Annotated in this window: 23 protein-coding genes; 8 read left to right on the top strand and 15 right to left on the bottom strand. The window is 65.6% G+C overall.

Features of this window, described 5'->3' with window-relative positions:
• Positions 1-115: 115 nt before the first annotated feature.
• Together QUE25_RS03710 and arsM are read right to left on the bottom strand one after the other, a co-directional pair.
• Complete coding sequence (locus QUE25_RS03710) at positions 116-523, bottom strand: arsenate reductase ArsC (protein WP_286267694.1); 408 nt, start codon at positions 521-523, stop codon at positions 116-118.
• A 106-nt stretch (positions 524-629) separates the two neighbouring features.
• Positions 630-1,415: an arsenite methyltransferase gene (gene arsM, locus QUE25_RS03705; protein ID WP_286267692.1), complete on the bottom strand. Its 786-nt coding sequence runs from the start codon at positions 1,413-1,415 to the stop codon at positions 630-632.
• A gap of 90 nt (positions 1,416-1,505) precedes the next feature.
• Between arsM and QUE25_RS03700 the strand changes: the two genes are divergently transcribed.
• Positions 1,506-1,886, top strand: coding sequence for an ArsR/SmtB family transcription factor (locus tag QUE25_RS03700; RefSeq protein ID WP_286267691.1), 381 nt, complete (start codon positions 1,506-1,508; stop codon positions 1,884-1,886).
• An 84-nt stretch (positions 1,887-1,970) separates the two neighbouring features.
• Here QUE25_RS03700 and QUE25_RS03695 read toward each other — a convergent pair whose 3' ends face one another.
• The 7 genes from QUE25_RS03695 to QUE25_RS03665 all read right to left on the bottom strand — a co-directional run bounded on the left by QUE25_RS03695 (position 1,971) and on the right by QUE25_RS03665 (position 9,587).
• Positions 1,971-3,491 (bottom strand): SH3 domain-containing protein, encoded by a 1,521-nt coding sequence (locus QUE25_RS03695; RefSeq protein WP_286267689.1) that lies wholly within the window; start codon positions 3,489-3,491, stop codon positions 1,971-1,973.
• Positions 3,492-3,743: 252 nt separating this feature from the next.
• Positions 3,744-4,439 (bottom strand): hypothetical protein, encoded by a 696-nt coding sequence (locus QUE25_RS03690; protein WP_286267687.1) that lies wholly within the window; start codon positions 4,437-4,439, stop codon positions 3,744-3,746.
• Between the two features lie 72 nt (positions 4,440-4,511).
• Positions 4,512-5,837: an SH3 domain-containing protein gene (locus tag QUE25_RS03685; protein ID WP_286267686.1), complete on the bottom strand. Its 1,326-nt coding sequence runs from the start codon at positions 5,835-5,837 to the stop codon at positions 4,512-4,514.
• Positions 5,838-6,074: 237 nt separating this feature from the next.
• Entirely contained in the window at positions 6,075-6,710 is a 636-nt protein-coding gene (gene msrA / locus QUE25_RS03680; RefSeq protein WP_286267683.1) for a peptide-methionine (S)-S-oxide reductase MsrA, read from the bottom strand.
• Positions 6,711-6,751: 41 nt separating this feature from the next.
• A complete protein-coding gene (locus tag QUE25_RS03675; protein WP_286267681.1) occupies positions 6,752-7,660 on the bottom strand; it encodes a patatin-like phospholipase family protein in 909 nt (302 codons plus the stop codon).
• A 2-nt stretch (positions 7,661-7,662) separates the two neighbouring features.
• On the bottom strand, positions 7,663-8,358 hold the full coding sequence (locus tag QUE25_RS03670) for a uracil-DNA glycosylase (RefSeq protein ID WP_286267679.1): 696 nt from the start codon (positions 8,356-8,358) through the stop codon (positions 7,663-7,665).
• Positions 8,359-8,411: 53 nt separating this feature from the next.
• The gene (locus QUE25_RS03665; protein ID WP_286267677.1) at positions 8,412-9,587 is read right to left on the bottom strand and encodes an MFS transporter; all 1,176 of its coding nucleotides are present in this window, start codon (positions 9,585-9,587) and stop codon (positions 8,412-8,414) included.
• A 76-nt stretch (positions 9,588-9,663) separates the two neighbouring features.
• On the opposite strand from QUE25_RS03665, the gene QUE25_RS03660 reads away from it, so the two are divergent.
• Entirely contained in the window at positions 9,664-10,872 is a 1,209-nt protein-coding gene (locus tag QUE25_RS03660) for an AI-2E family transporter (RefSeq protein ID WP_286267675.1), read from the top strand.
• Positions 10,869-12,059: a hypothetical protein gene (locus QUE25_RS03655; RefSeq protein ID WP_286267672.1), complete on the top strand. Its 1,191-nt coding sequence runs from the start codon at positions 10,869-10,871 to the stop codon at positions 12,057-12,059. The genes QUE25_RS03660 and QUE25_RS03655 overlap by 4 nt, the downstream gene beginning before the upstream one ends.
• A 63-nt stretch (positions 12,060-12,122) precedes the next feature.
• On the opposite strand, the gene QUE25_RS03650 is transcribed toward QUE25_RS03655, so the two are convergent.
• The 4 genes from QUE25_RS03650 to QUE25_RS03635 form a co-directional block, all read right to left on the bottom strand.
• The gene (locus QUE25_RS03650) at positions 12,123-13,037 is read right to left on the bottom strand and encodes an amino acid ABC transporter permease (RefSeq protein WP_286267670.1); all 915 of its coding nucleotides are present in this window, start codon (positions 13,035-13,037) and stop codon (positions 12,123-12,125) included.
• Positions 13,034-13,681, bottom strand: a complete 648-nt coding sequence (locus QUE25_RS03645; RefSeq protein WP_286267668.1) for an amino acid ABC transporter permease — start codon at positions 13,679-13,681, stop codon at positions 13,034-13,036. The genes QUE25_RS03650 and QUE25_RS03645 overlap by 4 nt, the downstream gene beginning before the upstream one ends.
• A 72-nt stretch (positions 13,682-13,753) precedes the next feature.
• Positions 13,754-14,608 (bottom strand): glutamate ABC transporter substrate-binding protein, encoded by an 855-nt coding sequence (locus QUE25_RS03640; protein ID WP_286267666.1) that lies wholly within the window; start codon positions 14,606-14,608, stop codon positions 13,754-13,756.
• A 26-nt stretch (positions 14,609-14,634) separates the two neighbouring features.
• Positions 14,635-15,387 carry an amino acid ABC transporter ATP-binding protein gene (locus QUE25_RS03635; protein ID WP_286267665.1) on the bottom strand — a complete coding sequence of 251 codons (753 nt, stop codon included), beginning with the start codon at positions 15,385-15,387 and terminating at the stop codon, positions 14,635-14,637.
• Between the two features lie 109 nt (positions 15,388-15,496).
• Between QUE25_RS03635 and QUE25_RS03630 the strand changes: the two genes are divergently transcribed.
• Positions 15,497-16,345, top strand: coding sequence for an aminotransferase class IV (locus QUE25_RS03630; protein ID WP_286267663.1), 849 nt, complete (start codon positions 15,497-15,499; stop codon positions 16,343-16,345).
• Positions 16,346-16,396: 51 nt separating this feature from the next.
• Here QUE25_RS03630 and greA read toward each other — a convergent pair whose 3' ends face one another.
• Positions 16,397-16,900 carry a transcription elongation factor GreA gene (gene greA, locus QUE25_RS03625; protein ID WP_286267661.1) on the bottom strand — a complete coding sequence of 168 codons (504 nt, stop codon included), beginning with the start codon at positions 16,898-16,900 and terminating at the stop codon, positions 16,397-16,399.
• 116 nt (positions 16,901-17,016) lie between these two features.
• Between greA and mca the strand changes: the two genes are divergently transcribed.
• The 3 genes from mca (at position 17,017) to QUE25_RS03610 (ending at position 20,648) form a co-directional block, all read left to right on the top strand.
• Positions 17,017-17,955, top strand: coding sequence for a mycothiol conjugate amidase Mca (mca, locus tag QUE25_RS03620; protein WP_425332732.1), 939 nt, complete (start codon positions 17,017-17,019; stop codon positions 17,953-17,955).
• A 76-nt stretch (positions 17,956-18,031) separates the two neighbouring features.
• Positions 18,032-18,565, top strand: a complete 534-nt coding sequence (locus tag QUE25_RS03615; protein ID WP_286267656.1) for a GNAT family N-acetyltransferase — start codon at positions 18,032-18,034, stop codon at positions 18,563-18,565.
• Between the two features lies 1 nt (position 18,566).
• Positions 18,567-20,648 carry a thioredoxin domain-containing protein gene (locus QUE25_RS03610; RefSeq protein WP_286267654.1) on the top strand — a complete coding sequence of 694 codons (2,082 nt, stop codon included), beginning with the start codon at positions 18,567-18,569 and terminating at the stop codon, positions 20,646-20,648.
• Between the two features lie 30 nt (positions 20,649-20,678).
• On the opposite strand, the gene QUE25_RS03605 is transcribed toward QUE25_RS03610, so the two are convergent.
• On the bottom strand, positions 20,679-21,455 hold the full coding sequence (locus tag QUE25_RS03605) for an isoprenyl transferase (RefSeq protein WP_425332755.1): 777 nt from the start codon (positions 21,453-21,455) through the stop codon (positions 20,679-20,681).
• A gap of 116 nt (positions 21,456-21,571) precedes the next feature.
• On the opposite strand from QUE25_RS03605, the gene trhA reads away from it, so the two are divergent.
• Positions 21,572-22,243, top strand: coding sequence for a PAQR family membrane homeostasis protein TrhA (gene trhA, locus QUE25_RS03600; protein WP_286267650.1), 672 nt, complete (start codon positions 21,572-21,574; stop codon positions 22,241-22,243).
• The last annotated feature ends 166 nt before the right edge of the window (positions 22,244-22,409 follow it).

Here is a 22,409-nt window from a genome sequence, read left to right as displayed (position 1 = left end):
CCTCACTCGTTGGGACCCATTCTCGCAATCTCCAGGCCCCGCTACTAGTGGCGGCCGCATCGAAATTCTTCGCCGGCAGGATCGCAGGATTGAAGTGGCCGACCGAGCCCGGTGTTCATGACGCGAGCTCGGTGAGGAGATCTCGGACTCGCAGCTCGATGTCGTCACGGATCTTTCGCACAGCCTCGATGGACTGGCCGGCGGGGTCATCGAGCTGCCAGTCCTCATAGCGTTTGCCGGGGAAGATCGGGCAGGTGTCGCCGCAGCCCATGGTGATGACGACGTCGGCGACCCGGACGGCATCAGTGGTCAGCAGCTTGGGCTGCTCAGCGGCGATGTCGATCCCGACCTCGGCCATCGCGGTGACAACTGCGGGGTTGAGCCGGTCGGCGGGCTCGGATCCGGCGGAGCGGACCCGGACACGATCCCCGGCGAGATGGGTGAGCAGACCGGCGGCCATCTGCGAGCGGCCTGCGTTGTGGATGCAGACGAACAGCACGGTCGGCACGGATGCAGTGGTCATGGTGTCCTCCTGGTGATGAGGCGGGCAAGCGGGTGCGGCCGGGAGGTCGAGCACCTGGGCGCCGGACAATGCTGCTGCGGAGTCGGCCGGGGCTGCAGCATGGAGGTCAGGCGGTGGGCTTGGCGGCACGGATAATGGCGGAGTGCATACCGGCGGCTGCTTCGTGCGTGAACTCCACGGTGGCGTCAATGAACCCGGCAACGGCGAGTCCGTCGAGGTACTCGGTCTTGGAGAGGGCTCCGGCGATGCAGCCGACACGGGAGCCGCGCGTCGCCCGCTCGGCTGGGCTCAGGTGGTCTTCGGCGACGACATCGGAGATGCTGATGCGCCCGCCTGGGGCGAGGACGCGGAACATCTCGGCGAGGACGGCGGGCTTGTCGGTCGACAGGTTGATGACGCAGTTGGAGATCACCACGTCCACCGACCTGTCCGGCAACGGCACGTCCTCGATCGTGCCTTTCAGGAACTCCACGTTGGTGGCTGCGGCCTTGGCTGCGTTCTCACGGGCGAGGTCGAGCATCTCGTCGGTCATATCCACGCCGTAGGCGAACCCTGACTCGCCGACCTTCTGGGCCGACAGCAGCACGTCGATCCCGCCGCCCGAGCCCAGATCGAGTACTCGCTCGCCCTTGTGCAGGTCGGCGACCGCGGTCGGGTTTCCGCAGCCCAGGCTTGCCTCGACGGCCTGGATGGGCAGGCCTGCGGTTGTGGCGGCGTCATAGCGAACCGCGCCGAAGCTCCGCTCCGATGAAGTGTGGCTGGACGAGCCGCAGCAGGCGTCCTCGGCGAGCAGATCCGCGTTGAGCGAGCCGGACTTCACGGCGGTTGCAGCCCCGGCATAGCGTGCACGGACCTGATCGCGCAGCCCGGTGTTCTCACCGTTCACGGTCATGGTGTGCTCCGTTCATGTCGGGACGGATCAAGTCATATTGATGATGGTCGATGCATCGACATATGTCAATGCGTGGCTAGAGTGAGAGGCATGACGACTTCGCTTCCCCTGCTGACCACGGATGAGTCCTGCCATTGCGCGCCGGTGACTGCGGGCGTGATGGACGTCGAGGATGCGCAGCGGTTGGCCTGGATGTTCAAAGCGTTGGGTGACCCGACCAGGGTGCGATTGCTGTCGATGATCGCCGCGCAGTCCGGCGGAGAGGCGTGTGTGTGCGACCTTACTGAGCCCGTCGGGTTGGCCCAGCCCACGGTGTCCCATCACATGAAGCAACTCGTCGACGCCGGCCTGGTCACCCGTGAGCAGCGCGGCAAGTGGGCCTACTACGCACTCGTCCCCGAGGCGCTCGCGATGCTCAGCGCCGTACTTGATCCGTGGCCATCACGGGTCGGGGGCAACTCGTCCTGCTGAGGCCCACAGGCCTGCAGGACGAGCGCTGGTTGCCAGCCGTGTACCGAGGTTTACGCGAGTCCGCCCGCTGTGCCGATGCTCGGATCAGTAGTTCACCGTGACGTGGATGTGGTCGTAGTGGTTGGCGGTGATGCCGCCGCGATCGGCCATGGCGGTCCAGCCGCTCTGGCCGTTGATCCAGATGCGCTGACGCCATATCAGGTATTCGATATTGAGGGAGTTGGCGTTCTGCTGCAGATAGGCGGCGATCTCATTGCCCAGCGCCACATCGGACGACCCGTTCGGCATCATGATGTCAACCGCGCGGCCGCTCGGATGATCGGGCAGCGGGTCGGCGCGCACCCCGTACATTGTGGTGATCTGCGGGTAGTTCTCGCGGATCGTGTAGACGATTCCCTTGGCATTGGCCGTCAGCGAGTCCAGACCGGACGATCCGCCGGTGTTCAGCGAGGTTCCGCTACCGGCGCCCGCGGGGACACTCGGGCCGGCCGTCGAGCCCGAGCCACCGCTCGTGCTGACTGGCTCATCGCTGAGATACGTCGTCGAAATCCAGCGCAGCGTGCCATCGTCGCTCACCTGGCTGAAACCGTTCTCGGTGAGGCCGGTGAGCTCGACTTCGGTATTGGGGCTCAGCACGCGGACGATGCGGTAGTCGAGCCCCGGGCCGGTGCGCAGATTGACATCGGTGGTGGTGTAGGCCGTCTCGGTCTCACCGGAGCTCGGCTCTTCTTGTTCGTCGACGTTGCCACGGGTGGACAGATACTGCGTGGAGACCCAGGCGTCCTGGCCCTTGTAGGTGATGGGGGTCCAGCCGTTCTGGTCGTCCCCGGTGGTGGTGACCGATTCGCCGGTGCTCAGCACCGAGATGACGCTGTAGCTGGTGCCCGGCCCGGAGCGAACGTTGAGCGCCGTGGTGGCTGTCGCTGTGCCGGTGACGGTGCTGCCGCCTTCGGTAGAACCTGGGTCGCTGGTCTCTGGGTCGCTGGTCTCCGGATTCGTGGTCTCCGGGTCGCTGGTCTCCGGCTCGGTGGCGTCCGGTTCGGTGGTCTCCGGTTCTGTGGGGTCGGCCTCTACCGGATCGGGCTCGGTGGTGGCCGGTGCCTCGGTGGTGGAATCGAAGGACAGATAGGTGGCGAAGGCATATCCGTCGCGTCCGTTGTAGGAGACCGGCACCCAGCCGCCAACCTGAGACCCAGTGACGTTGACGGTCTCACCCTCCGCGAGGGTGCCGAGAATGCTGGTCAGTGTGGACATGCCGGCCCGCACGTTCACCTTGGCCGTGGCTGTGGCGGTGCCACCGGCGGCGGACTCGATGCCGGTCAGGCTGGTGTACTCGGAGTAGACCCAGGCGCTCTTGCCGTTATAGGTGATCGGGGTCCATTCGCCCTGCGGATCGCCGCGGCGCTCGACCTGCTCGCCCGCGGTGAGCGTGCCGAGGATCTCGGAGCTGATAGTGGGTTCGATACGCACATTGACCGCGGTGGTCGCGGTGATCGTGTTGTTGGACGCGATCGCGAGTTGAGGGACGACGAGAGTTCCGCCTATGAGTGCCCCGGCGACCGCGACACTTGCGACCGTCGTTCGTGTTCTCTTGCTAGCTGTCATCGTGCCTGGGTTCCTTCCACGCGACGTTCATGTGATGGCCGGGGTCGGATCGGCGTCTTCCCCGGTCACACGCAACGTGTGACCACGCCTAGCCCCGGCCAACGTGGCGACCGTAGATGGTCAAGACGGCACGCGGCTAGAGTCCTGAGACTTCGCTAAACCTTCAATCACTTATGACAAGCACAGATGAGAGATCCATTCAGCTCAACCCCAACTTGAGGTTCAGGTGAGCGGCGGATTGCCGATCCGCGATCATGCAACAGCGCTGATCACCCAGCAAGCGGAAGGACTGGCCACCAAGCGGGTGGGCCTGCCCAAGTCCGTAAGGGCTATCGCTCCGGCCTGGCGATCGGCCAGTGGGGCCGGCCGGCTACCCACAGCAGCCGCCAACTCGGCCAGTGCGTCGGCTCCGCCGAGCACCACGCAGACCTGCAGCTTGCCCGCGAGCTTGTTGGCAATGATCGTCTGCAACGCATCTGCGTCGATCGTCGGCGCCGCGATGACCAGCGCCTGCATGTCTGCAGATGCTGAGCCGAGCAGGGGCAGCACCTCGCGGAACTGGCCGATGCCATCGGCGCACACCAGCACCCGCGGTTGATCGAGGATCGCCCGCTCGCCGGTATGAGTGGCCAGCGTCGGGGCAGCCAATCGGCAGTCGATCCGCACTGTGGACGGCGCCGTGAGCTGAGCCGCCAGCTCGCGCTCCTGGTCGGGGCTGAAGCGGGCGGCCGGCGGGGCGCCGCGGAGCAGTTGCTCCGACGTGATGTAGGCGGGTGGTTCGATCGGGACCGGTTTCTCGGAGGCTGCCGGATCGGCTCCGGCAGAGCTGATCTCGGTGTCGTCTGCCTTGGTCAGCCGGGCGGCGCTGCGCCGATCCGCCAGGGTGGCAGCGATCACCAGGGCGATTCCCACCACAAGAATGATGGTGACGATCACGGCCGGGCTCATGCGGTCAACTCTAGGAGGACGCGATGTGCGGGCGGGCCGCATTGCGCAGCCCGCCCGCACATCGAGGATCTATCAGCGCAACCCGAGCTTGGAGCTGCAGGCCGGCCAGGCGCCCCAACCCTGCACGGCGAGGACCTTCTCGGCGATCTCGATCTGCTGGGCCTTCGTCGCCAGGTTCGCGGTCGGAGCATAGGCGCCGCCGCCGAAGGCCAGCCAGGTGGAATAGCTGAACTGGATGCCACCGTAGTAACCGTTGCCGGTGTTGATCGCCCAGTTGCCGCTCGACTCGCACATGGCCAGCGCATCCCAGGTGCTGGTCGCCACGGATGAACTCGACCCACCGCCGGAACTACCTGAACCGCTCGATCCGCTGGATCCGCTCGAACCGGTGCTGACCGGGCTGGAGCTGAGGTACGCGGTGGAGATCCAGCGCTGGGTGCCGTCGATGCTGACCTGGCTGTAGCCGTTCTCGGTGACCCCGGTGAGCTCGACCTCGGTGTTGGGGCTCAGCACCTGCACGACGCGGTAGTCGAGGCCGGGTCCGGTACGCAGATTGACGTCGTCGGAGACATAAGCGGTCTCGGTCTCAATGGTCTGGTTGTCGCCCTCGTCCGTGGCCTGCTCGTCGCCTCCGTTGGTGGCCTCGTCGCCTTCGTCCGTACCCTCATCGCCACCGGCGGCCTGGCCGGTCGACAGGTACCTGGTGGCGACCCAGGCGTCCTGGCCGGCATAGCTGATCGGAGTCCATCCGTCGTTGTCGCCGCCGCGAGTGGCGACAGACTCGCCGGTGCTCAGCACGGCAATCACGTTGTAGTCGGTGCCCGGGCCGGTGCGCACATTGAGCGCGGTAGTGGCCGTTGCGTCCCCAGCGCTCTGGTCGCCGGTGGCAGGAGCCTCAGTGGAGGAGCCGAATGACAGGTACGCGGCGTAGACGAAGGCGTTGCGTCCGTTGTACGAGACCGGAATCCAGCCGCCGGCCTGCGATCCGGTGATGGCCACCGACTCGCCGACCTCGAGGGTGCCGAGGATGCTGGCAAGAGTCGAGGCGCCGGCGCGCACATTCAGCGGGGCGGTTGCGGTGGCTGTGCCGCCGGAGGCCGAGTCGATGCCGCCGAGGCTGGTATAGGCCGAGAAGACCCACGCATCCTGGCCGTTGTAGCGGATCGGGGTCCACTCGCCCTGCGGATCGCCGCGGCGCTCCACCTGCTCGCCGGACGACAGCACTCCGAGGACCTTGGAGTTGGTCGTGGGCTCCAGGCGCACATTGAGCGATGCGGTCGCGGTGACGGTGTCATTGAACGCGATTGCGACCTGCGGGATGATGACGGCGCCCGTCAGGAGCGTGCCGGTTGCGACGATGCCGGCAATTCTCGCGCGGGTCTTTCTGCTGAATGCCATGAATCCGGGTCCCTTCGACGCGTGGTCGTGCGGTAGCCGAGGTTCGTGCGGCGTCTTCCCCGGTCACACGTCGTGTGACCACGCCTAGCCCGGCCGTCTTTGGGACGGTAAGTGGATCGGGTGAGCTATGGCTAGCCCCCTGAGAGTTTCCTTAACACTCAACATTCATATGGCAAGCAAAGATGAAAAACCTATTGGGCTCAACCCCAACTAGAGGTTCAGGCGTCCTGGAGCCCGCTACGAAACCGGACAGGCAACTCCGGTTCGGATGTGACAGTCGTAGCCGCCGGGGTTCGCATCGAGGTACTGCTGGTGGTAGTCCTCGGCGTAGTACCAGGGCTTCGCCGGCTCGATGGCGGTGGTGATCTGCCCGTAGCCCGCATCGGTCAGCGCGTGCTGGTACTCGGAACGCACTCGCTCAGCAGTATCTTGCTGGGCGTCCGAAACCGTGAAGATGGCGGAACGGTATTGCGTCCCGATGTCGTTGCCCTGACGATTGCCCTGGGTCGGGTCGTGGTTCTCGAAGAAGACCCGCACCAGATCGGCGTAGCTGATCTTGGCGGGGTCGAAGACGACCCGGACGGTCTCGGCATGCCCGGTCAGGCCGGTGCAGACCTGCTGGTAGCTGGGGTTCGGGGTATATCCGCCCTGATAGCCCACGGCAGTGGACAGCACGCCGGGCTGTTTCCAGAACAGTTTCTCGGCACCCCAGAAGCAGCCGAGGGCAAAGTAGGCTGTCTCGGCTCCCGGATGGTCTGCGTTCAGGGGCTCGCCGAAGATCCGGTGGGTCCGGCTGGCGTCCAGCACCGGAGTGTCACGCCCTGACAAGGCAGTCTCTGCGTTGACTGTGACAGACTTCCCGAATCCGAACATGCCCCAAGCCTAGGAAGCTCGACCAAAGTCCGGCCACGCGATCATAGCCCTGCCTCGTCGAACTGGGCGGCGGCCAACTCACGTCCGAGTTCGATGATCCGCGCAGCATCGTTGAAGTCGAAGATGGTGGCGGTACTCGCGGGCACCTCGATGTGAATATCCGGAGGGTTGACCGCTACCCGCGAGGCCTGAATCCGTTCCTGCATGACATCCAGCGACATGGTGATCATGTCCACCAGATCGAGGTCGTTGGGCAGCGGATCAAAATGGTTCAGGACGCTGGCTGGGCGCGACCTCGTCGGTAGCACCTCTGAGATGCGTTCCTGGAGACGATTCAATGCAGTGGGAGTGGTCTCTCCCGATTCTTCGGACGAAACCTCGATCGCGCCACCGAATTCACGGCCGCGCTCGCGTCCGAACAAGGACACGGCCACCGTCAGATCGGTGTCCAACCGCAGCGAAGTCTCCATCGGAAGCGGATTGACCAGACCGCCGTCGACCAGCAGCCGTCCATGCAACATGACCGGTTTGAAGACCGACGGCATCGCGATGGACGCCCGGATCGCCACAAGCAGCGGGCCGGTGTGGAACCAGATCTCGCGGTGCGCCAGCAAGTCGGTCGCCACCGCCGTGTACGGGATGGCCAGGTCCTCGATGCGCACGTTGCCGATGATGCGTTCCAGCAGGCTCATCACCCGGTCGAGCTTGATCAGGCCCGGAGCGTTCAGGGAGGGGCGCGCCATCATCAAGACATCGGTGCGTGACAGTCGCAAGGCGGTCTCCGTCAGCTCTTGGAGGCGCCCGGCCGCGTAGGCCCCGCCGACCAGCGCCCCCATGGACGCGCCGGCGACGGCGACGATCTCGTGGCCCCGCGACTGCAGCTCCTCGATGGCACCGATGTGGGCATAGCCACGGGCGCCTCCCGAGCCAAGCACCAGCGATATTCTCATGGTCACTCCCGAGCGTGGTTGAGGTCCCAGTCGATACCAGTCTGCCCCTGGGCGGCTAAGGCCTCGTTCGCCCGGCTGAACGGGCGGGAGCCGAAGAACCCGGCGCTGGCCGACAGTGGCGAAGGATGGGCCGACGCGATGATCGGGACGTCGGCGGCGGCCAGCATCGGGGTGAGCGACTGGGCATCGCGTCCCCACAAGATGGCCACCAGCGGACCGCCGCGGGCGGCCAGCGCCTCGATGGCGGCCTGGGTGACCGGCTCCCAGCCCTTGCCGCGATGAGAGGCAGAATGTCCGGGCTGCACGGTCAGGCACCTGTTGAGCAGCAGCACACCCTGGTTGAACCAGCCGGTCAGATCGCCATGGTCGACCGGGGCGATGCCCAGATCGGACTGCAACTCCTTGTAGATGTTGATCAACGACTTCGGCAGCGGCCGCACGGAGCGGTCCACCGCGAAACTGAGCCCGATCGGATGCCCGGGCGTGGGGTATGGGTCCTGGCCGACGATCAGCACCCGGACATCGGCCATCGGCCGGCTGAATGCTCGAAGCACCTTGTCGCCCGCGGGTAGATAGTTGCGACCGGCCGCCAGTTCGGAACGCAGGAAGGCGCCCATCTGATGAATCCGGGGCTCTTGGTCTGCCAGTGCGTCGGCCCAGTCGGGGGCCATCAGCTCGGAAATAGGGCGCGGATTCATGCCAGTCAGGCTATCTGTTGGCTTCGTCTGTGGCTCGACTGTTCACAGAAGTGCTACGCCCGCGCTCGGCGCAGACTGCTCGCCGACCAGGCGCCGAGGACGGCCATCAACGCCGCGCCGATACCGAAGGCGATCGGCAGGGGGTAGTGATCCGCAAGAGCCCCCACGGCCAGCGGCCCGATGATCGAACCAAGATCGGACGCCATCTGGAAGACCGCGACCGGGGTGCCGCCGGTACCGGCGGTGGCGTCGCCCACCATCGCGGTCGGAGCCGTCGACATGACCGCCGAGCCGGCGCCGAAGACACACAGGGAAACCACGAGCCAGGCCATGTTGGGTGCGAACGGGATCAGCGCCGACGATGCCGCGCACATCACCAACCCGGCGGCCAGCATCGGACGCCGCCCCCAGGTGTCGACCAGTCGTCCGGCGGGCTGCAGCAGCACGGCCTGGACGATCGCCGCGACCGCGAAGGCCAGTCCGGTCCACGAGGTCGGCCGGTCCAGCACCTCCACCACCAACAGCGGGACCAGCGTGGAGCGCGCACCCTGGGCCTGCCAGCCGGTGGTGAAGTTGGCCGCGCAGGCCAGCCGATAGCCCGGACGCCGCCAGACATCGGCAAGGGCCAGCACGGCCTCGCCGGTCTTGTCGGTAGGAGTCACCGCCCGGCGGCTGAGCAGCGCGAGACCCGCGCCGCCGGCCAGCACCAGAGTGGCCGCGTAGAAGAAGAAAGGCGCCCTGATCGAGATCGCGGCCAGTAGCCCGCCGACGGCCGGGCCGGCCATGCCTCCGATCAGGAAGCCTCCGGAGTACAGGGCGCTGGCGCGACCACGCAGCTGCGGGCCGACACTGGCCAGCAGCAGGCTCATCGCGGCCACCGAGAACATCGCGGATCCGATCCCGCCCACCCCGCGCAACACGAGCAGCTGCAGATAGCTCTGCGACAATCCGGCGCCGACGGTGCTGAGTGCCACGATTCCAATACCCGACCCCAGGGCCACCCGCTCACCGATCGCCCGGTTCAGGCGCCCGCAGAACGGTCCCATCGCCAATCTGGCCAGCGCGAACGCGCTGATGACCGCACCCACCTGGAACTGACTGACCGAGAAACTGCGGGCGAACACCGGCAGCACCGGCACCATCACGCCGAATCCGATGGCCACCAGCAAAGCGACCAGCGAAAGCACCCAGACGTCGCGGGGCATCTGGTCGGTCGACGGGTGTGGCACCCCCACAGGTTAGGTCATCGGCCCTCGGCCGCCGGGCTCCTATGCTTGAGACGTCGCTCAACCTGGAGGTTTACCGATGACTCCCGCATCCGGGGCCACCCCCGCCGAATCCCTGACTCCGGTCACGCCACAATCCGACGACATCGCTCTAACACCGAAGTGGCTGCGAATTGGGGCCAGTTGGGGTTGGCGCTTCTTGGTCATCGCCGCCGTGACCGTGGTGCTGTGGCAGATCGGGGCACGACTGAGCCTGATCGTCGTGCCACTGATTCTGGCGGTCCTGTTCACATCCGGGCTCAGTCCGTTCGCGGAATGGCTCATCTCCAAGGGCTGGCCGCGCTGGCTGGGCAGCCTCACCGCGCTGCTTTCGCTGGTCCTGGTCATCCTCGGCTTGCTTTTCCTGGTTGGTGCGCAGGTCGCCCTGCAGTCGTCCCAGCTGGTAGCCGCTGCGACCGAAGGCGTCAAGAGCCTGCTGAGCTGGCTGGCCACCGGGCCTTTGCAGATCAGCGACGACCAGGTCAACCAATGGATCAACCAGATCGTCACCTATGCCCAGCAGTCTTCGGAGCAGATCGCCTCCGGGCTGGCCAGTGCGGGTTCGACGGTCGGCTCATTCTTCGCGGGCCTGGCGACCTGCCTGTTCGCCACCTTCTTCTTCCTCAAGGACGGTCACCGCATCGTCAATTCCTTCGAACGCATTATTCCTACCCATGCGGTCAGCGCCATCGAACCGTCGATGCGCGGCGGTTGGACATCGCTGACCTCGTACGTGCGTGCCGCGGTGATCGTCGCCGGGATCGACGGTATCGGCGCCGGCTTGGGAGCGTTGTTCCTCGGTTCGAATCTGTGGCTTGCCATCACGGCCTTCACCTTCGTCTGCTCCTTCGTCCCGCTGCTGGGCGCGCTGGTCGCGGGCACCGTCGCCACCCTGGTGGTGCTGGTGACCCTCGGCTTCGTCAAAGCGATCATCATGCTGATCGTCTTCGTCTTGGTGATGTCGATCGAATCGCACGTGCTGCAGCCGCTGGTGCTCGGCAAGGCGGTCGAGATCCATCCGCTGATCGTGCTGCTGGGCATCTCGGCAGGTGCGATCATCGCGGGCATCACCGGGGCACTGTTCGCCATTCCCCTGGTGGCCTTCGTCAACGGCTGCATCAAGGGTGCCGAACTCGACGAAGCGGAAAGGGCTCGCCGGAGTCGCGGTCTCAGCTTGCCCCGATCACGCCCTGAAGCATCGGGGTCCCCATTCCGATGGGGGCGGCGCGGGGCTAAGTTGGACGCATGAGTGACTCCGCGGAGCTGAACCGCATCCTGAGTGACCTTGCCGACGGCACGATCGATGCCGACCAGGCTGCCCGCCGCATCGCCGATCTGGACAGGCCGGCCGAGCGGCCACAGGTGTCGCCCGAATCCTTGTACGACAGCCGGCCCGCCCGAGCGCTGGCCGACGATTCGGCGGATGCCGATGAGACCGCGGAGCAATCTGCGCCCGCAAGCAGCGACGATGCCGGCCGGGCCGAGGATCAGGCCGCCGAAGCTCCGGGCGAGCCGGACGAGGCATCGTCCGTCGATGACGGCAGCGCCCCGGATGCCGAATCGCCCACCCATGAGACCGGCCCCGCTGGTGGCCCATCGGAACACAACCTCTTCGATATCCAGTTGGACGATGTCGCCGCCGTGGCGGGTGAGGTCTTCCGCGACGCCGGTGACATCGCTCGCGGCGCCTGGCAGCGACTCGGGGAGTTCGCCAGCAGCGTCCTTCCCGGCGACATCGCCGCGGCGGTCCCCGAACCGCCGCACTTCGCGCCACCGCCGGGTGCCCCGCGTCCAGCAGCCGGCAAGGCAGTCGAGAAACTGATCGTCCGTTCGGTCGGGCGCCGGGTGCGCATTGTTGGCGACCAGCGAATCGCGACGATCTCGGTCGACGGGCCGCACACCGTGCGTCGCCAGGGCACCACACTGGAGATCAGTACCGAGGGCGAGCTGGGCATCAACACGAGTGGCTTCAGCCTGGTCAGGCCGCCGCGATCGGTGGACGATCTGCGGGTGCTCGGATTCGGCAAAGAACTCACGGTGCGCGTCAATCCGTCCATTGCGGTCGACGCCGAGGTGACCGGAAACAAGCTGACCACCGTCGGGGTGCCCAGGCTGGGCAGCATCCGGGTCAGCGTCGGCCAAGCCAGCCTCAGCGATGTCGTCGAAGTCAGCGACGCCCTGATCCAAGCAGGCAGTGCTTCGCTGGCCGGCCCGCTCAGCGAGGGACGCTCCCGCATCAAGGTCGAATCGGGGAACCTCTCGGTGCGGCTGACGCACGGGGCGAACGTGACAGTGCGCTCACAGACTCAACTCGGCCGGATCAGCTGGCCGGGCGACTCCCAGGCCACCCTCGACGAATACGTGGTCGGCAACGGATCGGCTCAACTCGAGATCGGCGTGGTGATGGGCCGAGTCGTCATCAAAGTGGACGACTGACGCTCCACATGGACGACTGACGCTTTACCGGGCCGGGTCCAGGTCTATGCCGGGTAGCGCTGCTCAGACCTTCCCGCCCGGGGCTGTACCGGACGAGTGCAGCGTGGATAGCGCCTGGACCGGATCGACCACCATGACGCCGCTCTTGGGACCGGACTGGCGTGCGATCCAGCGGGCGAGCGTCGACAGCGAGACGTTCACCGCAAGGTAGATCAACAGCACGACGATGAAGATCGAGAACGAGTAGCGGGTCGACCCGAAGTAGTCCTTGAGCTGATTCGAGATGCGCAGGATCTCGGGGTAGGCGACCACGTAGGCCAGCGAGGTGTCCTTCAGCAGCACCACCAGCTGCGCCACGATGATCGGCAGCATCTGCCGGAAGGCCTGCGGGAACTCGATGTAGATCCGGGTGGCGAACGGCGTCAGCCCCAGTGACAGGCCGGCTTCGCGTTGGCCCTTGGGCAGCGCCTGCAGCCCGGCGCGCAGCGCCTCGCCGATGATCGCGCCGTTGTAGACGGTCAACGCCAGCACGACAGCGACGTAGCCACCGGTGCCCAGTGCCAACAGGATGAACAGCATCATCAACAGCACCGGCATGCCGCGGAAGAACTCCAGCACGACCGTCGCCGGCACTCGGATCCAGACCTGACGGGCAGTCCGGGCGAAGCACAGCACGATGCCGAGGAGGATGGCGAGCACGGCGGCCAGGCCGGCCGCCCGCAGGGTGCCCATGAGCAGGCCGCGGATCAGCAGGCCCTTCCAGACCTCGCTCTCGGTGAAGATGTCCCAGCGTTCGGGACTCCACACACCGGTCAACTGAATACCGTTGACGGTCGTGCGGGGCTGGCCCAGCGCCCAGATGAGCCAGATGAAGGCTCCGGCGAGCACGACACCAGCGACGATCGACACGATTCGCGACAGTCTCCTGGTTCTCGGGCCGGGGGCGTCATACAGGACGCTCGGAGCGGCTGCACTCATCGCTGCATCGCCACCTTCCGTTCAACGACGCCGGCCAGCTGGCCGAGCGGGATGGTGATGATCAGATAGCAGGCGGCAATACCGAGCAGGATGGGGACGACCGCATCCCCGTTGTTGTTCACCAGCGTCTTGGACACCGCGAACAGCTCGACGACCAGGAATCCGCCGGCCACCGAGGTGTTCTTGGTCAACGCGATGAACACATTGATCAGCGGCGGCACCACCATCCGCAGCGCCTGCGGCAAGATGATCAGCGATATCGTCTGACCGAATCTCAAGCCGAGCGATCTGGCGGCTTCGGCCTGGCCGATCGGGACCCCGTTGATGCCCGAGCGGATGGCCTCGGCGACGAACGCGGAGGTGTAGAGGCTGAGCGCGATGTAGGCGCCGATTTTCGAGTCGATGCCTGCCTGAAGCGCTGGCAGCACCACGATGATGAAGAAGAAGAGCAGCGTCAACGGGGTGTTGCGCATCATCTCGGTATAGCCAGTAGCGATGAGGCGCAAGCTGCCGATCGGGGAGATCCGCATCAACGCGATCAGCGTTCCGATAAGGAGTGCGCCCAGCCCGCCGACGAACAGGAGTTCCAGGGTCACTTTGAATCCGGCCCAGTACTGGTCGAGGTTTGCGAGTACGGCGTGCACGGGCACCTCCTTCGGTGATGTGCTCGTCCCGGACACCTCGCTGAGGGCGAGGCGTCCGGGACGGCGGATATATCAGTAGCGATCGATTTCCGGCGGCTCGGGAGTCGGCAGAACCGTACCCGCAGTCTTCTTCCAGGCTTCTTCCCAGCGTCCATCCGTGAAGGAGGCTTCCAGGGTGTCGTTGATGAAGGCCCGGAACTCGTCGTCGCCCTTGGCCAGGCCGATGCCATAAGGCTCGGAGGTGAACGTACCGTCGGTGACCTCGAACTCGTCGGGATTCTGGCTGACCAGGCCCGCGAGAATCACGTTGTCGGTAGTCAGTGCCTTCGCCTGTCCGGTACGGATCGGCTCGAGGCAGTCGGAGTACTTGTCGACGGTGATGACATTGTTGGTGTACTCGCGAATGTTCTTCTCGGACGTGGATCCGGTCACGGTGCAGATGACGTTGTCACCGAGGTTTTCGGGATCGGTGATGTTGTTCGGGTTGCCCTTCGGCACCAGGAATGATTGACCGGCGATGTAGTAGGGACCGGCGAAGTCGACGACCTGCTTACGCGTGTCGTTGATCGTGTAGGTGGCGACCACGATATCGACCTGGCCGTTCTGGATGAACGGCTCACGGTTTTGGGAAACGGTCTCCACCCACTGGATCTTGTCGGCTGAGATACCGAGTTCGTCGGCGATGATCTTGCCGATCTCGACATCGAAACCCTCGGGAGTGCCGTCCGGGCCGGCCAGCCCGAACAGGGGCTGATCGAACTTGGTGCCGATCTTGATGGTGCCCGCATCGGCCAGCCTGGCCATTGTGGTTCCCTCGGCGAAGGTCTTCTCGGAGCTGGCTGACCCCCCCGAGCTTCCGCCACAGGCACTTAGCGCTAACGCCGTCGTCAGTGCCACGACACCCGCGGCGATTCTGTTGAGCTTCATTGAGGCTCCTTTCGTTTGGTAGGGCTTTAACTGAGGATCTTTGACAGGAAGTCCTTCGCACGATCCGACTTCGGAGCGGAGAAGAACTGGTCGGGCGGCGACTGCTCGACGATCGCGCCGTCGGACATGAAGACAACTCGATCGGCTGCCTTCTTCGCGAAGCCCATTTCGTGCGTGACTACCACCATCGTCATGCCTGACCTGGCCAGCCCGATCATGACATCGAGCACCTCGTTGATCATCTCGGGGTCCAGCGCGCTGGTGGGTTCGTCCAGCAGGATGAGCTTGGGATCCATCGCCAGCGATCGCGCGATGGCGACACGTTGCTGTTGGCCGCCGGACAACTGAGCGGGCAGCTTGTTCGCATGGTCGGCGACACCCACCCGAGTCAGCAGTTCCATCGCGCGCTTCTCGGCGTCCTTCTTGGACAGCTTGTGCACTTTGATGGGGGCGAGGGTGACGTTCTCCAGGACTGTCTTGTGCGCGAAGAGGTTGAAGGCCTGGAAGACCATGCCGACATCGCTGCGCAGCTTGGCGAGCGCCTTCCCTTCTTCGGGAAGCAGCACGCCATCGATGCGGATCTCGCCGGAGTCGATCGTCTCCAGCCGGTTGATCGACCGGCAGAGCGTCGATTTGCCCGAACCGGACGGACCGATAACGATCACGACCTCGCCCTTGTGCACGTCGAGATCGATGTCCTTGAGCACATGGTGGGTGCCGAAGTACTTGTTAACACCGCGCATCTCAACGAGGGGTCGTTCGGTAACGGGCACTGGCATATGGTGCACACTACGACCAGTCGCCGGGCTCCGAGGCCAATTGGGGCGGCACGGGGGAATAGTTAGCAAGACCGTAACCTGCGTAGAGGTCACCGAGTAGGGTCTGGCTATGGGGACGAAGTTGCTTGCGTTGTTGGACGGCACACTGGCCGATCCCGCCCTGCCGATCGTGCGTGCCGATGACGAGGGTGTCACGCGCGGCGACGGCATTTTCGAGGCGTTGCTGGTGGTGGACGCCCAGCCACGCGATCTCGATGCGCATCTGGCCCGGTTCGCGGTGTCAGCCGACAAACTCGAGCTACCCGCTCCCGATGAGGCAGGCTTCCGTCGTGCTACCGACGCACTGCTCGAGGCGTGGAACTGGAAAGCCGATCGCGAGGCCGTGCTGCGTTTCTTCTGGACTCGGGGGCCCGAGGGCACCAGCGAGCCCAATGCGTGGGCGATCATTGCACCGCTGGACGAGGCGCTGCGGCGCCAGCGCAGCGCCGGTGTCAGGGTGATGCTGCTGGACCGCGGCTTCGAACCCGTACCGGTCGAGAACCAGCCCTGGCTGCTGCCCGGCGCCAAGTCGCTGTCCTACGCGGTCAACATGGCGGCCAAACGCTACGCGCGCGAGCGTGGCGCCGAGGATGTCGTCTTCTACTCACCGTCCGGCAGGTTGTTGGAGGGGCCGACCTGCAGTGTCGTGCTCGACATCGACGGCGTGCTGCACACTCCGCCGTTCGAGGCGATCCTGCGCTCCATCACCGTCCAGACGCTCTTCCAGCAGGCGCCGGCTGAGGGGCTGGACGTGCAGTTCAGCGTGCTTGATCGCTCGGACTTCGAGCGTTGCCGTGGTGCCTGGCTGTTGTCGAGCACTCGAGTGCTGACTCGTATCACCCATGTGGACGGCCACCCGCTGCCGGCGAGTCTGCTCGACTCAACGTTGAAAAGGATGCTGGGAGTGCCATCGCGGTAGACGGCACTCCCAGCAGATGGAGTAGTAGCGGGGTCGAACGACCAGGGTGGGTCAGCCCTCGAAGGGTGCGACGTCCAAGATGGTGACCTCGATGTTGCGGCCGTTGGGGGCCTTGTAGCTCACCTTGTCGCCCTTGGCGGCACCGAGCACGGCCCCACCGAGGGGGGACTGGGGGCTGAAGACATGGGTCTCGATCTCCTCGTCCAGCGCGAGCATCTCGCGTGAGCCGAGCAGGAAGGTCTCTGTGTCGTCCTCGTCGTCGAAATACGCGATGGTCACCAGGGTGCCGACGCAGACCTCATTCGGGTCGGCCGGGGCATCTCCGACCTGCGCGGTGCGAAGCATCTGCTCCAGCTGGGCGATCCGCCCCTCCATCTGGCCCTGCTCGTCGCGGGCCGCGTGATATCCGCCGTTTTCTGACAGGTCACCTTCTTCGCGAGCCGCAGCGATCTTGGCAGCCACCTCGGGGCGTCCATGCGTCTTGAGGTGGTCCAGCTCGTTCGACAGCTTCTCGAAAGCGTCACGTGTCAGCCACACCGTCTCTTGCTCAACCATCGCCCCAGTCTAACCATTTGGTCACCTGGGCGGGCTTTCAGTCCGACAGACGGGGCTTTCCGGCCGGCAGTGAAACGCGTGGTCGAGCGCTGGGCCCGTTAGGCACAATGGTGACTATGTCCTCCGTTCCCCTCACCGCTCAAGCAGCCGATGGCGAGCAGTTGCGGCTGCTGCACGTTCACGCCCATCCCGACGACGAATCCAGTAAGGGAGCGGCCACGACCGCAAAGTACGTGGCCGAAGGCGTCCGCGTGGTGGTGGCGACCTGCACCGGAGGGGAACGCGGGTCGGTGCTCAACCCGAAGATGGACCGGCCCGAGGTGTGGGAGCACATCGCCGACGTCCGCAAGGCCGAGATGACCAAGGCCCGCGAAATCCTCGGGGTCGAGCAGGTGCCCCTGGGTTTCATCGACTCCGGTCTGCCCGAGGGCGAGCCACTGCCTCCGCTACCCGAAGGCTGTTTTGCCCTCTACGATCCGGCTGTTGCCGCCGAACCGCTGGTCAAGCTCATCCGGGAGCTGCGTCCACATGTGCTGACCACCTACGACGAGCAGGGTGGCTACCCGCATCCGGACCACATCCAGTGCCATCGGGTGAGTATGGCCGCGCTCGTCCAGGCTGCGGACCCGCAATACCGGCCGGATCTCGGTCCCATCTGGTCGGTGCCGAAGGTGTACTACCAGATGGGTTTCCATCGCCTGCGCTACGCGGCGCTGGACGCGGCCATGCACGAGATGGGCATGGATTCGCCCTATGCGGAGTGGCTGGCCCGCTGGGACGACACCAACTATGAGCACCGGATCACCACCCGGATCGCCTGCGCCGAATACTTCGAGGTCCGCGATGATGCGCTGCGCGCGCATGCATCCCAGATCGATCCCGACGGCATGTGGTTCTCGGTGCCCCTCGAAGTGCAGGCTCGGGCCTGGCCGACCGAGGACTGGCAGTTGGTCTACAGCGCGCTGCCCACGGTGATCCCCGAGGACGATCTGTTCGCCGGTCTGCGTCCGGTCGCACCCGACGAGCCGGACCCGTCCGCCCTGCGAGTGATCTGAGGCAGGCCGGCCGACCATCGATGAGCTTGGCTGCAGCCTCCGATTGGGGCACGGCCAGCGGGTAGGCTCTGGACTCATGAACCTGCGATGGCCTGAGTCCCAGCCGGTGCTGGGTGGTGACCCTGTCGCCCTGCGTAGTTGGCGTGCGTCCGATGTCGAGGCGGTCTACGCCGCTTGCCAGGACGAGACGCTGCAGAATTTCGCGAGCGTGCCGTCTCCCTACACGATGGCCGACGCCGAAGAGTTCATCGCCTTGGGAGCTGTCGTATGGCGAGAACACAGCGGCGTCAACTTCGCGATCACCGATGCGCTCGATGAGGTGATCGGAGCGATCACGCTGCAGAACTTCGTCGAAGTGGAGCTGACCTGCGAGGTCGCGTATTGGGTCGCGGACTTCGCGCGCGGCCAGCGGGTGGCCCGCCGGGCAGTCGAGCTGACCGCGCTGTGGGGGCATGAGGAACTCGGTCTGGAGCAGTTGATCCTCAAGATTCAGCGGGAGAACACCGCGGCGCTCGCCGCTGCGCTGGCTGCCGGTGCTCGTCCGACCGGACTGACCGTCGACGAGGAGCACAAGGGAATCGTGCGCAACTACAGCATTTACGAGATCTGACGTGGCAGAACGGCTAGCACAAGCATCCAGCCCGTATCTTCGTCAGCACGCAAGCAATCCCATCGACTGGTGGGAGTGGGGACCCGAACCGTTCGCCGAAGCCGAGCGGCGCGACCTGCCCGTGTTCGTGAGCATCGGCTACTCGTCGTGCCATTGGTGTCATGTGATGGCCGCCGAGACGTTCAGCGATCCCGCGGTCGCCGCGCTGGTCAACGAGTCATTCATCGCGATCAAGGTCGACCGGGAGGAGCATCCCGACGTCGATCAGGCGTTCATGCGGGCGACCCAATCGCTGACCGGTCAGGGAGGCTGGCCCAACAGCGTCTTCTGCACGCCTGACGGGCGGCCCTTCTTCGCCGGCACCTATTTCCCTCCGCAGCCGCGCTTCGGCCTGCCGTCGTTCACCCAGCTGATCGACACCCTCGCGGCTGCCTGGCGTGAACGCCGCCCCGAGGTTCTCGGGTCTGCGAGCGTGATCGTCAAGCGGCTTGCCTCGCTGGATCGTCCGCCGTTGCTGGGTGTGCCGGACGCCAACCTCGCCCCCGACCGGCTGCTCGAGTTGGTGCTGGCCGCCATGGACCCGCAGCACGGTGGATTCGGCACCGCCCCCAAGTTCCCGCAGGCGCCGGTGCTCGATGCGCTGTTCGTGCGCACCGAGCAGACGGCAAACGACAAGGCGCTGTTCGCTCTGGAAGCGATGGCGCGCGGCGGCATCCACGACCAGGTCGGCGGCGGTTTTCACCGCTATGCGGTCGACGAGGGCTGGGAGGTGCCGCATTTCGAGAAGATGCTCTACGACAATGCGCTGCTGCTCGGTACCTACACGCGCGGCTGGCTACGTGCAATACCCGATGACGGCACCGAGCAGCGAGAGATCTTCGAACGGGTGGCGCGCGGTATCGTCGGCTGGCTGGCCGATGAGATGCTGCTGCCCGGCGGCGGGTTCGCCGCCAGCCTCGACGCCGACTCCGACAACGAGGCCGGTGAGCATGTCGAAGGCGCCTACTACCTGTGGAGCCCACAGCTTTTCGACGAATACCTCGGCAAGGACTCCCGCTTTGCCCAGGGCGTCTTCCATGTGACCTATGGTGGCAACCTGCCGCGCGGCGCCCATGCACCCACCGACGGCAGTGGGCTGTCGACCCTGCAATTGCACGGGCTGCCGCATCCTGGACGACTGGCCAACATCATCGCGGTGCTGAAGGCGGTCCGCGACCGTCGTCCTCGTCCGGCACGCGATGAGAAGGTTCTGACAGCCTGGAACGGCTTGCTGGTCGACTCGCTCGTCCGTGCAGGCGTGGTCTTCGGGCAGCCCGAATGGTTGGACCTGGCGAGGGCATGTGGACAGTATCTGTGGCGCAATCACTGGGACGAGCAGCGCCGGATTCTGGCCCGGAGCAGCCTGGCCACCGAAGAGGGGATCTCGCTGGGCCCCGATGGCGTGTGCTCCGACTACGCCAGCGCGGCGCTGGGCTTCCTGGCCCTGGCCCAACTGGGCGATGCTGTCTGGCTGCAACGGGCCGTCACGCTGCTCGATCGGGCCCTGGAGCTTTTCGGTGCCGACGACGGTGGCTTCTATGAGACCGCCGTCGGCGGCGACGTCTTGTTCGAGCGGACGAAGCGCCTCAGCGATGAGGAACTCCCCAGCGCCACCTCGATCATGGAGATCGCCCTGCGTGCTGCCGCCCGGCTCGCCGAGCGCCCGGATCTGGAGGACCGGGCCGATCGGGCGGCGCGCGCGCTGCGTCCGGTGCTGGCCCAGGCACCCCAATTGAGTGGTTGGGGACTGGCCAGTCTGCTGGCGCGTTCGGAGGCCGATCGCGGTTGGGGTCCGGCCGAGATCGTCATCGTGGGCGCCGCAGCCGACCCCACGTCCCCGTTGGTCAAGGCCGCCTGGCGGCTCGCGCCTTGGGGCAGCATCGTGGTCGACGGCCCTCAAGAAACCGAAGGCTTCGGCGAGTTGTTCACCGGCCGCGCGCAGTTGGACGGCGAACCCGCGGCCTATGTCTGCCGCGGTCAGGCCTGCCAGCTGCCGGTCAGCGACTGGTCGCAGCTGCGGGCTCTGCTCTGGGAGACCGACTAGCCACACCCGAGCCCGGGGTGGGCGAGTGGCTCAGGCGCCGTAGCGACGTTCGCGCTGCTCGTAGTCACGCAGCGCGCGGTAGAAGTCGACCTTGCGGAAATCGGGCCACAGCGCCTCGCAGAAGTAGAACTCGCTGTGCGCGGACTGCCACATCAAGAAACCGCTCAGCCGCTGCTCGCCCGAGGTACGGATGATCAGGTCGGGGTCGGGCTGGCCGCGGGTGTACAGATGCTCCGAGATCTGATCGACTTCAAGATTGTCGGCAAGCTCGGCGAGCGTGGTTCCCTTCGCCGCCTCCTCGGCCAGCAGCGACCGGACGGCGTCGGCCAACTCGTGGCGTCCGCCGTAGCTGACAGCGACGTTGACGTGCATGCCCGGGCGCCTGCGGGTGAGCGCTACGGTCGCGCGTAGGGAGTCCGCGATTTCGTCGGGCAGCAGACCGAGGTCACCGACCACCATGACGCGGTAGTCGTCCGCCGCGGCCAGGTCCCTGACGAGTTGGACGATCACCTTGAGCAAGGGCATCAACTCGTCGTTCTGGTCGCGACGCAGATTGTCGGTCGACAGCACCCACAACGTCACGACCTGGATGCCGATCTCATCGCACCACGCGACGAACTGCTTCAGCTTGCTGGCACCGGCCTGATAGCCGGCGGCCAGTGGCAGATCCGGAGCATTGGCGCGCGCCCAACGGCGGTTGCCGTCCGCCAAGACAGCAACATGCCGGGGCAAGGCACTGGGACGCAGTTGCCTGCGCAGCCGGGTCTCGTAGACGCGGTAGGCCACCTTCTTGAGCTCACGCGGCATGAGGTCGAACGCCCGGGTGATTCCGGACTGTACGTTGGCCATTGCCATGGGCCTAATTAAACCGCGTTGCGTGATCGGCGTTTCTTCGGGGCGCAACCTACGGTACCGTAGGTTCTGTGAATCGCGCTGTTGCTCAGTCCAAGGTCTCGACCCTGCCACCGGAGACCAAACCGAGGCTGCGTGGCTGGCTGCACTTGGTCAACACGCCGATCTCCCTTGTCGGCGGATTGATCCTGATGATCGCGGCGGACACCGTCCCGTTGCGAATCGCCTGCGCGATCTGGACGGTGACCGCCCTCATGCTGTTCGGCAACTCGGCGGTCTACCACCGCGGGCACTGGAGCGACCGGGTTTCGGCGGTCCTGCGTCGTATCGATCACTCGAATATCGCGATCTTCATCGCAGGCACCTACACCCCGCTGGCGGTCGCCTTGCTGAGTGGCGCATCGCGCATCGTGCTGCTGAGCCTGATCTGGGGGGCGGCTGCGGTGGAGGTGCTGTTCCGGGTGCTGTGGATGGACGCTCCGCGCTGGCTCTATGTCGCCCTGTATCTGGTGATGGGCTGGGCTGCCGTCTTCTGGATGCCGCAGCTGATAACGGCCGGCGGCGCAGCGGTCGGCATTTTGATGATCATCGGCGGGCTGTTCTATTCCGTCGGCGCCATTGTCTACGCACTCAAGCGTCCCAATCCCAACCCGGCCTGGTTCGGTTTTCACGAGATCTTCCACGCCGGGACGGTGCTGGGGGCCATGTGCCACTGGGTCGCTATCCTCATCGCCATCTTGTGACCGGTCGCTCCACCGTCGGCGACACTCTTCCGGCGGTGGCCAAACCCGGCGGTGGTCAAGCCCGGCGCCGTGAGCTGGCGAAGCGACAGACAGGCGATTGAAGATGAACAATTTGCTACGCAGCGCGTGGAATGGCCCCGCGCGCCCGGTCGGGCATCTAGCGTCG

The sequence above is a fragment of the Brooklawnia propionicigenes genome (assembly GCF_030297015.1).
Lineage (GTDB): Bacteria > Actinomycetota > Actinomycetes > Propionibacteriales > Propionibacteriaceae > Brooklawnia > Brooklawnia propionicigenes.
The sequence above is the reverse complement of the archived record's forward strand: the minus strand, read 5'-3'. Positions and strand labels throughout refer to the sequence as shown.

Excerpts from the sequence above, each read along its gene's own strand:
- QUE25_RS03660 (WP_286267675.1), top strand. The coding sequence starts at position 9,664 with ATGACTCCCGCATCCGGGGCCACCCCCGCCGAATCCCTGACTCCGGTC.
- QUE25_RS03640 (WP_286267666.1), bottom strand. The coding sequence starts at position 14,608 with ATGAAGCTCAACAGAATCGCCGCGGGTGTCGTGGCACTGACGACGGCG.
- arsM (WP_286267692.1), bottom strand. The coding sequence starts at position 1,415 with ATGACCGTGAACGGTGAGAACACCGGGCTGCGCGATCAGGTCCGTGCA.
- mca (WP_425332732.1), top strand. The coding sequence starts at position 17,017 with ATGTCCTCCGTTCCCCTCACCGCTCAAGCAGCCGATGGCGAGCAGTTG.
- QUE25_RS03650 (WP_286267670.1), bottom strand. The coding sequence starts at position 13,037 with ATGAGTGCAGCCGCTCCGAGCGTCCTGTATGACGCCCCCGGCCCGAGA.
- QUE25_RS03700 (WP_286267691.1), top strand. The coding sequence starts at position 1,506 with ATGACGACTTCGCTTCCCCTGCTGACCACGGATGAGTCCTGCCATTGC.
- QUE25_RS03690 (WP_286267687.1), bottom strand. The coding sequence starts at position 4,439 with ATGAGCCCGGCCGTGATCGTCACCATCATTCTTGTGGTGGGAATCGCC.
- QUE25_RS03710 (WP_286267694.1), bottom strand. The coding sequence starts at position 523 with ATGACCACTGCATCCGTGCCGACCGTGCTGTTCGTCTGCATCCACAAC.
- greA (WP_286267661.1), bottom strand. The coding sequence starts at position 16,900 with ATGGTTGAGCAAGAGACGGTGTGGCTGACACGTGACGCTTTCGAGAAG.
- msrA (WP_286267683.1), bottom strand. The coding sequence starts at position 6,710 with ATGTTCGGATTCGGGAAGTCTGTCACAGTCAACGCAGAGACTGCCTTG.
- QUE25_RS03675 (WP_286267681.1), bottom strand. The coding sequence starts at position 7,660 with ATGAGAATATCGCTGGTGCTTGGCTCGGGAGGCGCCCGTGGCTATGCC.
- QUE25_RS03635 (WP_286267665.1), bottom strand. The coding sequence starts at position 15,387 with ATGCCAGTGCCCGTTACCGAACGACCCCTCGTTGAGATGCGCGGTGTT.
- QUE25_RS03655 (WP_286267672.1), top strand. The coding sequence starts at position 10,869 with ATGAGTGACTCCGCGGAGCTGAACCGCATCCTGAGTGACCTTGCCGAC.
- QUE25_RS03695 (WP_286267689.1), bottom strand. The coding sequence starts at position 3,491 with ATGACAGCTAGCAAGAGAACACGAACGACGGTCGCAAGTGTCGCGGTC.
- QUE25_RS03670 (WP_286267679.1), bottom strand. The coding sequence starts at position 8,358 with ATGAATCCGCGCCCTATTTCCGAGCTGATGGCCCCCGACTGGGCCGAC.
- QUE25_RS03630 (WP_286267663.1), top strand. The coding sequence starts at position 15,497 with ATGGGGACGAAGTTGCTTGCGTTGTTGGACGGCACACTGGCCGATCCC.
- QUE25_RS03685 (WP_286267686.1), bottom strand. The coding sequence starts at position 5,837 with ATGGCATTCAGCAGAAAGACCCGCGCGAGAATTGCCGGCATCGTCGCA.
- QUE25_RS03615 (WP_286267656.1), top strand. The coding sequence starts at position 18,032 with ATGAACCTGCGATGGCCTGAGTCCCAGCCGGTGCTGGGTGGTGACCCT.
- QUE25_RS03605 (WP_425332755.1), bottom strand. The coding sequence starts at position 21,455 with ATGCCGCGTGAGCTCAAGAAGGTGGCCTACCGCGTCTACGAGACCCGG.